This is a genomic window from Tateyamaria sp. LSS28 (assembly GCF_059611725.1).
The window spans coordinates 705,147-717,723 of record NZ_JCAPFI010000002.1 but is presented as its reverse complement, the minus strand read 5'-3'; the positions used below and the strand labels follow the sequence as shown (position 1 = coordinate 717,723).

The following is a 12,577-nucleotide window of genomic DNA, read 5'->3' as shown; positions in this document are numbered from 1 at the left end:
TGGCCCGAAATGGCCGGAACCCACCTGCGTATTTTATGGGGGGAAGCGTACAGTATCCGGCCATCTTTCCACCCTTGAACAGCTGAGCAGAACGCGACTGCGTTCAAACGATCTCACCTGCTGACATCCGATCCAGAAACTCGTCCGCCTCGCGGAGCACCGTGTCGCGCCGCATCGCGTCCATACGGTCCCATGTCCGGTACATGTTTCCCATGCGCGCATTGTTCGAAAAGCGATCTCGGTGCCTGTCCAGAAAATGCCAATAAAGCAGGTTGAACGGACACGCTCCGTCGCCCGTCTTGACGCTCACCTTGTAATGGCACCCTTTGCAATAATCGGACATCCGATTGATGTACGCCCCCGACGATACGTACGGCTTGGACGCGATCACACCGCCATCGGCAAACAGTGACATGCCAACCACATTCGGCGCCTCAACCCATTCGAACGCATCGGCATAAACCGCCAGATACCATTCCGACACCTCCGCCGGATCCAACCCCGCCAACAGCGCAAAGTTCCCCGTCACCATCAGCCGCTGGATATGGTGGGCATAGGCCTCGGCTCCGGTCTGCTCCACCGCCTTCGACACGCAGCGCATTCTCGTCTCAGCGCCCCAATAGAAGTCCGGCAACTTGCGCTGATGGTTCAGCCCATTGCGACGCGGATAATCCGGCCCCTCCAGAAAATAGATGCCGCGCACATATTCCCGCCACCCAATGATCTGGCGAATGAACCCCTCGGCCGCGTTTATGGGCGCATGCCCATCCTTCCACGCCTGCTCCACCGCCTGACAGACCTCCAACGGGCCCAGTAACCCGATGTTAATGTAAGGCGACACCAGGGCGTGATAGAGGAACCGATTGTCCGCCAGCATCGCATCCTGAAAGTCCCCAAACCGGGGCAAGGCATAGGTCACAAAATGCGCAAGCGCCCGCCGCGCCTGTTCCTGATCGGTGGCAAACCAGAACGGGCGCACATCGCCGAAATGATTGCCAAACCGGCTCTCGACCAGGTCCAGCACTTCCTCGACCACGTCATCCGGCGCGAACTGCATGGGCCCGCTGAACGCCACCTCATCCGGCGCAGGCTTGCGGTTGTCGTGATCGTAATTCCACTTGTCCCCCGCAGGCTTGTCACCTTCCATAAGCAAGCCCGTCTTGCGCCGCATCTCGCGATAGAAATACTCCATCCGCAGCGCCTTGCGCCCCTCGGCCCAATCCTCGAACTCCTTGTGCGAGGCAATGAACCGATCATCTTCCAGCAGCGTGACCTTCAGCGGACAGCCCTCAAGCGCCGCAATCAACCGATACTCCCCGGGCCGCGTCGCAATCACCTCGGACGCGCCATGCTGCTCGGCTCGCCGCAACAGCTCGCCCGGGATCGACTGGCTATTTTCGGTATCATCCAGCTCGGAATAGGCGACAGTCCAACCATCCTCCCGCAATCGCGTCGCGAACTTGCGCATGGCGGCAAGGATCAAGACGATCTTCTTGGGATGGTGGGGCACATAAGACCCCTCCTCCGCCACCTCGGCCATCACCACAACGTCCGACGATTTGTCGGCAGCCTTCAACGCAGCCACGCCATCAGTCAGTTGATCGCCCAATACCAAAATCAACCGGCTCACCACGGCACCTCCGCCCCCGAATAGTCGAAAAACTTGCCTGTCTGCGCAGGCCCCAACCCATCCATGACAGTGATCAGTTCATCCGCCGCCCGCGCCGGGGGAACAGACGGATGACGCCCCAGATATTTCTCGGTAAAGGCTGTCGCCACCGTACCGGGATGCAACGCCACGACCGCGGCTTGTTTATGCGTCCGCGCCAATTCAATCGATGCCGTCCGCACAATCTGGTTCATCCCCGCCTTTGCGCTGCGATAGCTGATCCAGCCGCCAATCCTGTTGTCGCCAATCGAACCGACTCGCGCCGACAAGACAGCAAGTACACCCGGGCCATTCCGATTCAGCAGCGTGTGCGCATGTGCCAAAACCAATGCCGGGCCAACCGCATTCAACGCAAACTGATCCAACATCGCCTGCGGATCGAGACCCTTAACCGATTTCTCCGGCGCCGCTCCGTCAATCTCCAAGGCCCCGGTCGCCACAACAACGCGCGTGTACGGCCCGCGTCCGGACAAATGCCGCTCAACCGCCCCCGCATCCGTCACATCAAACCCGTCCACCGATCGCGACAGCCGGTCTACCTCGGCTCCCCGCGCCTCGAACCCGGCCGCCAAAGCTGACCCAAGGCCGCCAGACGCACCCAATATCAAAACCTTATCCATGGAGGCACGAGCTAGCAGCCAAACCCGATCCATCAACTTCATCTTGCCAAATAAACTTTCCCCGAAGGGTCGATCCGCAACAGGCCCAACATCCGGAAATCCCCACTTCCCATTCACCAAAAGCGCGGTATAACTACGCTCATGTCACACGCTACGCATATCCCGACTGCACGCCGTCCCGGCGCGTCGCTGCGTGGCCTCCTGCTCCTAATCCGCCTCTGAGCGTGCCCAACGGCGCGACCGCTCAGAGGATGCCTCTCGCGCCAAGGCTTTAGGACAGAAAAAGAGAATTCAAATGACCCAAGACAAGACATCTCAGGATCGCGTTGTCATCTTTGACACAACCCTGCGCGACGGCGAACAATCCCCCGGCGCCACCATGACCCATGCCGAAAAGCTGGAAATCGCCAGCCTTCTGGACGAAATGGGCGTCGACATCATCGAAGCAGGCTTTCCCATCGCCTCCGAAGGCGACTTCAACGCGGTGAGCGAAATCGCAAAAAACGCGCAAAACGCGGTCATCTGCGGCCTTGCACGCGCGCAACTGGGTGATATCGACCGCTGTTGGGAGGCGGTGAAACACGCCAAACAACAGCGCATCCACACCTTCATCGGCACCTCGCCCCTGCACCGCGCCATTCCGAACCTGACCAAGGACGAAATGGCCGAGCGGATCGAACAGACCGTGACCCATGCCCGCAACCTCTGCGACAACGTGCAATGGTCGCCCATGGACGCCACGCGGACCGAACTCGATTACCTCTACCGCGTGGTCGAAATCGCAATCAAAGCAGGCGCCACCACGATCAACATCCCCGACACTGTGGGCTACACCGCCCCCCGCGAAAGCGCGGACTTGATCCGCAAACTGATCGAAAACGTGCCCGGCGCGGACGAGATAGTGTTCGCTACACACTGCCACAACGATCTGGGCATGGCGACGGCGAACAGCCTCGCTGCAGTCGAAGCAGGCGCGCGCCAGATCGAATGCACAATCAACGGCCTGGGTGAGCGCGCAGGCAACACCGCGCTGGAAGAGGTCGTGATGGCCCTCAAGGTCCGCAACGACATCATGCCCTTCCAGACCGGCATCGACTCGACCAAGATCATGAACATCTCGCGCCGCGTCGCCGCGGTCTCGGGCTTCCCCGTCCAATTCAACAAGGCCATCGTCGGCAAGAACGCCTTTGCCCACGAATCCGGCATCCACCAGGACGGCATGCTCAAGAACGCCGAAACCTTCGAGATCATGCGCCCCGAAGACGTGGGCCTGTCCGAAACGAACCTCGTCATGGGCAAGCATTCAGGCCGCGCCGCCCTGCGCGACAAGCTCGAACAGCTGGGTTTTGAAGTGGGCGACAACCAACTCAAGGACGTCTTCGTCCGTTTCAAGGCGCTGGCCGACCGCAAGAAAGAAATCTTCGACGACGACCTGATCGCGCTTATGCGTACCTCCTCCGACCCCGAAGACGAACGGCTGAAGATCGAAAAGCTGGCCGTCCGCTGTGGGACCGAAGGGCCGCAAGTGGCCGATCTGGTCATGGAGATCGACGGTGAACGGCACATGACCACCCAAACAGGCGACGGCCCGGTCGATGCGACGTTCAACGCGGTCAAGGCGCTCTTCCCGCACGAGGCAAAGCTGCAGCTTTACCAGGTCCACGCCGTGACCGAAGGCACGGACGCGCAAGCCACGGTGTCCGTCCGCATGGAAGAAGCCGGTCGCATCGTGACCGGCCAGTCCGCCGACACCGACACGGTCGTGGCCAGCGCTAAGGCCTATGTCCACGCACTCAACCGGCTGCTGGTCCGGCGCGAAAAGGGCGGCAAAGACAAGGCAGAGATCAGCTACAAAGATGTGAGCTGAACAGAGGCGGGCGACACGCCCGCCTTACTTCTTCCTCAGTGCCAAACCCGTAAGGCGGACGTGTCGTCCGCCTTGCTTTGCTCTATATTGTCGGCATGCAATACCACCTCAACGGCTTCCGCCCCGGCGATCCCAATCACCACCCAGCCGCCGACACCACCAAAGCCGACACCGACGTCCTGATCGTCGGCACCGGACCTGCGGGCCTCACCCTCGCCGCCTACCTCGCGCAATTTCCCCACATCCGCACCCGCATCGTTGAACAGCGCGACGGTCCGCTGATCATGGGGCAAGCCGACGGCATCGCCTGCCGCACGATGGAGATGTTCGAGGCGTTCGGCTTTGCGCACCTGGTCAACCGCGAAGCCTACCACGTCAACGAAACCACCTTCTGGAACCCCGACGCGAGCGGAAACATCACTCGCACAGGCCGCATCGACGATGTCGAAGAGGGCCTCTCCGAACAGCCCCACGTGATCCTCAGCCAGGCGCGGGTGCACGACTTCTACCTCGACCTGATGCGCAATGCCCCGACCCGCCTCGAACCCGAATACGGCACCCAAGTCACGGGTCTGACCATCCCTGACGAAGGCCCTGTTGCGGTCGAAACGAACCACGGCACGATCAATGCCCGCTATGTCATCGGCTGTGACGGCGCCCGCAGTGCCGTGCGCCGGGCACTCAACATACCGCTCAAGGGCGAAGCCGAAAACGCCGCCTGGGGCGTCATGGACATCCTCGCCACCACCGACTTCCCCGACATCCGGCTCAAAACGGCCATCCAATCCAAGGACCAAGGCAGCCTCCTGATCATCCCGCGCGAAGGCGGGTATATGGTCCGCTTCTACATCGAACTGGCGAAACTCAACCCCAATGAACGGGTGGCAGACCGGGACCTGACACCAGATGACCTGATCGCGGCGGCAAAACGCATCCTCGCGCCCTACACGCTCGACGTAAAAGACATCGTCTGGTGGTCTGCCTATGAAATCGGGCAGCGCGTGACCGACCAGTTCGCCGACACGGGCCCCGATGACAACACACCGCCAAGAGTGTTCATCGCGGGCGACGCCTGCCACACACACAGCCCCAAGGCAGGGCAAGGCATGAACGTGTCGATGCAGGACGCATTCAACCTCGGTTGGAAACTGCAATCGGTGCTGGAGGGACGGGCCTCACCCGACCTCCTGCACACCTACTCAGCCGAACGGCAGGCCATCGCACAGGAGCTGATCGACTTCGACCGCGACTTTGCCCGCGCCTTCGCCGCGCGGGGGCAAGACCCGCAAACCTTCCAAAACCACTTCCAGAAACACGCGCGCTACACCGCCGGGGTCGAAACGCGCTACGCCCCGGGCCACCTCACGGGCCCAAACGATCACCAGGCACTGGCCACAGGATTCACGATTGGAAAAAGGTTTCACTCGGCACCAGTCATCCGCTGGGCCGACGCCAAACCCATACAGCTTGGCCACACAGTCATGGCTGACGGACGCTGGCGGCTGTTTCACTTTGCAGGCGACACCGACCATACGGATGCGCTGACAAAGATCATCGCCAGCCATACGCCAGAAAACCACGACCCTGACAGCATCATCGATATGCGCACCATCGTCCAAACCGGACACAGAGAAACCCATACGGACATTGCACGCTTCCCGACCAAGGGCGCGCTGAACCTGCGCGACATGGAAAAGCTGTTTTGCCCCGATCCCGATGCCGACATCTTCGATATGCGCGGGATCGACCGCAAGACCGGGGCGCTCGTCCTCGTGCGCCCCGATCAGTACGTGTCACATGTCCTGCCACCGGGGCAGCAGGACGCACTCGTTAATTGGCTCACTCAAATCTTCGGCGACAAGACTTAGCCGCTCGTTCCATCCGCATCGAACATCAGGCGCAGGGTCACGGGCACGGCCCGAACGATGTTGGGCAAACTCGCAAGTTCCATCAACTTGTCCACGGCGGGATCAATTTCGGCATCAGCGGTGGACAGGAACATCATGCTGTCAGTCGTGACCATCACCTTGTCCTCTGTCAGGCGCATCACGAACATGTCGCCATACATCGGCACCTCGACACCCAACAGATCAAGGGTGCCCTCAACCTCCATCACCGCGCTGTCACCCACGGCCACGGCCTCCATCGCGGCCATGTCGATCTGGGCCGAAACCGCGGCGCGCGGCGCATTCTTGAACACATGCTCGACCATACGTTCGTTGCGGATGTCGATATTCGTTTCGACCGACGACAAATCGATGCCAAGTGTCACGCTGCCATCTTCGGCCACGCCACCATCGATGGATGAAAAGCTGTGCACCTCGCCGGTGTCGTTGAACTTGATCGACCCAAACGCCAGCTGCGATGCGCTGCCATCCAGCGTCCAGCTGTCGGCCTGTGCAGCCGTTGTGGCCAGCGCCAGTCCAAGGCCAAGTGCTGCGGTACGAAGTGAAAACATGTGTTCCTCCCGAAGTGATTACGATCCGGACAAACATGTCCGGTTCAAATGACAACACGGCACACCACAACTTTATTCACGCCCCCCGGGAAAAAATGTGGCGACATCAAAACAGCTTGGCAGGACCTTGCCGATTGCTCCTTGTTTTCGGCCCTTTCGTCCTAATGCCCACGCCCTTATAAAGCGGTCGGTCCGCGCCTCGTCCTGAGTCGCGGACCCAACATCATTGGGGCCACGCAAAGGCAGGGTGCACGGGCATGTCAGTATTCGGAAATCTGGGTGGGCTCTTTTCGTCCGACATGGCGATTGACCTCGGTACCGCCAACACGCTGGTCTATGTCAAAGGGCGCGGCGTGATCCTGTCGGAACCCTCGGTCGTGGCCTACCACGTCAAGGACGGGGTCAAGAAGGTGCTCGCCGTGGGCGAAGACGCCAAGCTGATGCTGGGCCGGACACCCGGCAGCATCGAAGCCATCCGTCCCATGCGCGAAGGCGTGATTGCCGACTTCGACACCGCCGAAGAGATGATCAAGCACTTCATTCGCAAGGTGCACAAACGCTCGACCTTCTCCAAACCGAAAATCATCGTCTGCGTTCCACACGGTGCAACGCCCGTTGAAAAACGCGCTATTCGACAGTCCGTGCTGTCCGCCGGTGCACGTCGCGCGGGCCTGATTGCCGAACCCATCGCAGCGGCCATCGGTGCGGGCATGCCTATCACTGACCCCACGGGCAACATGGTTGTCGACATCGGCGGTGGTACGACCGAAGTGGCCGTTCTGTCGCTGGGCGACATCGTTTATGCCCGCTCGGTCCGTGTCGGTGGTGACCGCATGGACGAGGCGATCATTTCCTACCTACGCCGCCAGCAGAACCTTCTGGTCGGTGAAACCACCGCCGAGCGGATCAAGACCAGCATCGGCACCGCCCGCATGCCCGACGATGGGCGCGGTACCTCCATGCAGATCCGGGGCCGTGACCTGCTGAATGGTGTGCCCAAGGAAATCGAAGTGACCCAAGCGCAGATTGCCGAGGCTCTGGCCGAACCAGTTCAGCAGATCTGCGAAGCTGTCATGACCGCGCTTGAAACCACGCCGCCCGACCTTGCGGCCGACATCGTGGACCGGGGCGTGATGCTGACCGGCGGCGGCGCGCTTCTGGGCGATCTCGACCTCGCGCTGCGCGAACAGACGGGCCTTGCAGTGTCCATCGCTGACGAAAGCTTGAACTGCGTGGCGCTTGGCACCGGCAAGGCGCTGGAATACGAAAAACAACTCCGCCACGCCATCGACTACGACAGCTAAGCGGCGTTAAGATTCTGGCAACCATCTAACGCCCTGTTTTAATGATCAAAAAGATTTGTCCCAGCATGGGACACCAGGTCTCTTGCCCTGTCGGGGCAAATATCGGACCATCCATGAAACGGACCAGATCTTGAGGTGACACCGCCTTGGCCAAGGACCGCGCACAGGTAGATTACGGCGGCCCGCTGCGGCGGCTGGTTTTGGCTGTGCTGGTGCTGGTTTTGGCCGGCACATTTTTGGTCTGGCGCATCGACAGCCCCCGCGTCGAACGGTTCCGGGCACAAGTGACGGACCGGGTTGTCCCCAACATGGACTGGGCGATGGCACCCGTCACGGGCACGATCAACCTGTTCCGCGATTTCCAAAGCTACCGCCGCATCGCCGAGCAGAACACCGAACTGCGCCGCGAACTGCGCCAGATGCAGGCCTGGAAAGAGGCGGCCCTCCAGCTCGAACAGGAAAACGCGCGGCTTCTGGACCTCAACAATGTCCGGCTCGACCCTCGCCTGACCTACATCACCGGTGTCGTTCTGGCCGACAGTGGCTCACCGTTCCGCCAGTCCGTGCTGCTGAACGTGGGCGCGCGCGATGGTATTGTCGAAGGCTGGGCGACCATGGACGGTATTGGCCTTGTAGGCCGCATCTCGGGCGTGGCCCAGAACACGAGCCGTGTGATCATGGTCACCGACGCCTCCAGCCGCGTGCCCGCGATCATCCAGCCCTCCGGGCAGAACGCCATCGTGGCCGGCGACAACTCGGCAGCGCCCCCGATCGACTTTCTGGAAAATCCCGACCTTGTGCGCCCCGGCGACCGTGTGATCAGCAGTGGCGACGGCGGCGTGTTCCCGGCGGGGCTCCTGATCGGACAGGTCGCGGCCGATCCGGGTGGACGGCTCAGGGTCAGGTTGGCCGCAGATTACGAGCGCCTGGAATTCCTGCGCGTGCTGCGCCATTACGGCAACGAACCTGTCAATGACGACAGCAATGTACTCGCCCCCGGCGGTGCAGCACTGCTGGAAACCGAGGTGGCGGAATGAACGAAGGTGCAGCGTCTCATCTCTGGGCCATGCGGATCTGGTTCATCTTGCTGGTCACAACAATCCTGTTCTTCCACCTGCTGCCCCTGCAAACCGCAACAGGCGGGCTGATCTGGCCTGACTTTCTACTGACCTTTGCAATTGCATGGTCCGTCCGGCGCCCTGAATACGTGCCAGCCGCGCTGCTTGCGGGGACATTTCTGATGGCCGACTTGCTGCTGCAACGCCCGCCCGGGCTCTGGGCCCTTCTGGCCCTCATCGCCTGCGAGCAGATGAAGACACAATCCCGAAGCCTGCGGGATGCAAGCCTTGCCACCGAATTGGTGTCAGCCGTGCTGTGGATCGTGGGCATCGGCATCGCCTACCGGCTGGCACTGGCGGTCTTTCTGGTCGAAGTGCCACAACTGGGCCCGGCACTCATACAGATCGTGGTCACAGCCATCGCATACCCGGTTGTCGTGGTCGTCACACATGTTCTGATGGGCGTGCGCAAACCAACACCCGGCGACATTGACGGCAAAGGGGTACGCTCATGAAACGCCCCCGTATCGATACAGAGGCAAACCACCGTCTGGTCACACGCCGCGCCGCCATCCTCGGTGGGGTGCAGCTGGCATTTGTCGGCGCACTTGGTGCCCGGATGCAGTTCCTGCAAGTCGATCAGGCCGACCAGTTCCGCCTGCTGGCCGAAGAAAACCGGATCAACATCCGGCTGATCCCTCCATCGCGCGGCGAAATCTTTGACCGCAACGGCGTGCCCTTGGCTCGCAATGTCCCAAGCTACCGTATCGTCATCGTGCGCGAAGATGCAGGTGAGGTCGAAGACGTGGTGCAAAGCCTGGGCAAGCTCGTCTCGCTTGACCCGGACGAAGTAGCGCGCGCCATGGCGGAGATGAAACGCTCGGCCCCTTTCCTGCCGATCACCTTTGCCGATGAGGTCAGCTGGGAAGACCTGAGCCGCGTCAGCGTCAACGCCCCGGCCCTGCCCGGTGTGACGCCAGAGGTGGGCCTGAGCCGCGTGTACCCGCTGGGATCGGACTATGCCCACGTGCTGGGCTATGTGGGGCCAGTCAGCGACTACGATCTGGAGCGGATCGAGGACCCGGACCAGTTGCTGCGCATCCCCCGGTTCCAGATCGGCAAGGTCGGCGTCGAAGCCAAGATCGAAGAGAACCTGCGCGGCAAGGCCGGTGCACGCCGGGTCGAAGTCAACGCGGCAGGCCGCGTCATGCGCGAACTGGACCGGCGGGAGGGCATCCCAGGGTCGGACATGCAGCTGACCATTGACGCCAAGCTGCAAAGCTATGTGCAGGCACGTCTGAGCACTGAAAGCGCCAGCGCCATCGTGATGGATGTGCAGTCCGGCGACCTGCTGGCCATCGCCTCGGCCCCCACTTTTGACCCGAACCTGTTTGTGCGCGGCATTTCCAGCCGGGATTACAAGTCACTGACGGAAAACAAGTACCGCCCCCTTGCCTCGAAATCCGTGCAGGGCACCTACCCGCCCGGTTCGACCTTCAAGATGATCACGGCCATGGCCGCGCTTGAGGAAGGGTTGATCGGCCCCGACGAAACCGTCTACTGCCCCGGCCATCTGGAAGTGGCGGGCCGCCGTTTTCACTGCTGGAAGCGGGCGGGGCATGGTTGGGTCGATCTGCAAAACTCACTCAAGCAATCCTGCGATGTCTACTACTACGATCTGGCCCTGAAGGTCGGGATCGAAAAGATCAGCGCCATGGCCAACCGCTTTGGGCTGGGCGAACGCCACGACGTACCCATGTCCGCCGTGGCGAAGGGGCTGACGCCTACCAAGGATTGGAAGAGCCGGGTGCACGGTCAGGATTGGGTCATCGGCGACACGGTCAACGCGTCCATCGGGCAAGGTTTCATGCTGGCCTCGCCGCTGCAGCTTGCCGTGATGACGGCGCGCCTTGCGTCTGGCAACTCTGTGACCCCCCGCCTGATCAAAACGGTGGATGGGATCGAACAACCATCGGGTGCCGGGACCAATATGGGGATGAACGAAAACAACCTGCGCAAGATGCGCCGGGCCATGTTCGCCACTGTGAATGACCGGCGCGGTACGGCCTATGGCAGTCGGATCATCGAAGACGCCATGCGCATGGCAGGCAAGACCGGGACCAGCCAGGTGCGCAACATCACCGCCGCCGAACGGCGCGCGGGCGTGGTCCGCAACGAAGACCTGCCATGGGAACGGCGCGACCACGCGCTGTTCGTGAATTTCGCGCCCTATGACGACCCCAAGTATGCCGTAGCCGTCGTGGTGGAACATGGCGGCGGCGGGTCCAAGGCCGCAGCCCCCATTGCCCGGGATGTGACGTTGCAGGCGCTCTATGGAGGTGAACCTCCACTTGAGGCTTACCCGACCAAGGACCGTGGCCGGATCGAGACCCAGCAACAGGTGCTGCGTGGTATGCAGCCTGTCGCCAATATCGCGGGAAGCGATCAGGCATGAGTTATCTTGAATATACGGTCAAACATGTCCCCGCGGGGCCGCGCAAGATCCTGTTCCTGAACTGGCCCCTCGCCCTGCTTCTGGCTGCTGTGGCCGGGGTTGGGTTCCTGATGCTCTACTCTGTCGCAGGTGGGTCATTCAGCCCGTGGGCCGAGCCGCAGATGAAACGCTTCGTCATGGGTTTCGCGCTGATGCTGGTCGTGGCGATGGTGCCCATATGGTTCTGGCGCAACATGGCTGGTGTCGCGTTTGCCGGGACGTTGCTGTTGCTTTTGGGCGTCGAATTGTTCGGGTCAGTCGGCAAGGGTGCGCAGCGATGGATTGATCTGGGTTTCATGCGGCTGCAGCCCTCGGAACTGGCCAAGGTCACGCTGGTGATGATCCTGGCCGCCTATTACGACTGGTTGCCCAGCCACAAGAAATCGCGCCCGTTCTGGGTGCTCATCCCCGTTGTACTTATCCTGCTGCCTGTGGCCATGGTGCTGCGTCAACCTGATCTAGGCACGTCGATCCTGCTGCTGGCAGCGGGGGGCGGGATGATGTTTGTCGCGGGAGTCCACTGGGCCTATTTCGCGGCCGTGATCGGTGCGGGCGTGGGCCTGATCACAGCCGTCTTCCAGTTCCGTGGCACCGAATGGCAGTTGCTGAAGGACTATCAATACCGCCGCATCGATACATTCCTTGATCCGGCTTCGGACCCGTTGGGGGCGGGCTACCACATCACACAATCCAAGATCGCGCTAGGATCAGGCGGCTGGACGGGCCGGGGGTTCATGCAAGGCACGCAGTCGCGGCTTAACTTCCTACCAGAAAAGCACACAGACTTCATCTTTACCACGCTGGCCGAGGAATTCGGGTTCATCGGGGCGTTTTCGCTGCTGGTACTTTATGCCCTGATCATCCTGTTCTGCGTGGCCTCGGCACTCGCAAACAAGGACCGGTTTTCGTCGCTGCTGACCCTTGGCATCGCGCTGAACTTTTTCCTCTTCTTCGCGGTCAATATGTCGATGGTCATGGGCCTTGCCCCGGTTGTGGGTGTGCCGCTGCCACTGGTCAGCTATGGCGGGTCGGCGATGTTGGTTCTGATGCTTGCCTTTGGCCTGGCGCAAAGTGCGCATGTGCATCGGCCGCGACACGGGCACTGAT

At 61.3% G+C, this 12,577-nt stretch carries 10 protein-coding genes; 7 read left to right on the top strand and 3 right to left on the bottom strand.

The window, feature by feature from the left end:
- Positions 1–103 precede the first annotated feature (103 nt).
- Positions 104–1,630, bottom strand: a complete 1,527-nt coding sequence (locus AC53L6_RS08080; protein ID WP_496907475.1) for a cryptochrome/photolyase family protein — start codon at positions 1,628–1,630, stop codon at positions 104–106.
- Positions 1,627–2,289: an SDR family NAD(P)-dependent oxidoreductase gene (locus AC53L6_RS08075; protein WP_496907474.1), complete on the bottom strand. Its 663-nt coding sequence runs from the start codon at positions 2,287–2,289 to the stop codon at positions 1,627–1,629. Before AC53L6_RS08075 ends, AC53L6_RS08080 begins: the two co-directional genes overlap by 4 nt.
- 295 nt (positions 2,290–2,584) lie before the next feature.
- Between AC53L6_RS08075 and AC53L6_RS08070 the strand changes: the two genes are divergently transcribed.
- Both AC53L6_RS08070 and AC53L6_RS08065 read left to right on the top strand, forming a co-directional pair.
- Positions 2,585–4,156, top strand: a complete 1,572-nt coding sequence (locus AC53L6_RS08070; RefSeq protein ID WP_496907473.1) for a 2-isopropylmalate synthase — start codon at positions 2,585–2,587, stop codon at positions 4,154–4,156.
- Between the two features lie 95 nt (positions 4,157–4,251).
- A complete protein-coding gene (locus tag AC53L6_RS08065) occupies positions 4,252–6,024 on the top strand; it encodes an FAD-dependent monooxygenase (RefSeq protein ID WP_496907472.1) in 1,773 nt (590 codons plus the stop codon).
- Here AC53L6_RS08065 and AC53L6_RS08060 read toward each other — a convergent pair.
- Positions 6,021–6,614 (bottom strand): YceI family protein, encoded by a 594-nt coding sequence (locus tag AC53L6_RS08060; protein WP_299704471.1) that lies wholly within the window; start codon positions 6,612–6,614, stop codon positions 6,021–6,023. The two genes, AC53L6_RS08065 and AC53L6_RS08060, sit on opposite strands and share 4 nt — an antisense overlap.
- Positions 6,615–6,871: 257 nt before the next feature.
- Here AC53L6_RS08060 and AC53L6_RS08055 point away from each other — a divergent pair, with 257 nt between their 5' ends.
- The 5 genes from AC53L6_RS08055 to rodA all read left to right on the top strand — a co-directional run bounded on the left by AC53L6_RS08055 (position 6,872) and on the right by rodA (position 12,576).
- Positions 6,872–7,918, top strand: coding sequence for a rod shape-determining protein (locus AC53L6_RS08055; RefSeq protein WP_076629964.1), 1,047 nt, complete (start codon positions 6,872–6,874; stop codon positions 7,916–7,918).
- Between the two features lie 146 nt (positions 7,919–8,064).
- A complete protein-coding gene (gene mreC / locus AC53L6_RS08050; RefSeq protein WP_299771665.1) occupies positions 8,065–8,955 on the top strand; it encodes a rod shape-determining protein MreC in 891 nt (296 codons plus the stop codon).
- A complete protein-coding gene (locus AC53L6_RS08045) occupies positions 8,952–9,491 on the top strand; it encodes a rod shape-determining protein MreD (RefSeq protein WP_496907471.1) in 540 nt (179 codons plus the stop codon). The genes mreC and AC53L6_RS08045 overlap by 4 nt, the downstream gene beginning before the upstream one ends.
- Positions 9,488–11,431 carry a penicillin-binding protein 2 gene (mrdA, locus tag AC53L6_RS08040; RefSeq protein WP_496907470.1) on the top strand — a complete coding sequence of 648 codons (1,944 nt, stop codon included), beginning with the start codon at positions 9,488–9,490 and terminating at the stop codon, positions 11,429–11,431. Before AC53L6_RS08045 ends, mrdA begins: the two co-directional genes overlap by 4 nt.
- Positions 11,428–12,576 carry a rod shape-determining protein RodA gene (rodA, locus tag AC53L6_RS08035; protein ID WP_299771669.1) on the top strand — a complete coding sequence of 383 codons (1,149 nt, stop codon included), beginning with the start codon at positions 11,428–11,430 and terminating at the stop codon, positions 12,574–12,576. Before mrdA ends, rodA begins: the two co-directional genes overlap by 4 nt.
- Position 12,577: the final 1 nt, after the last annotated feature.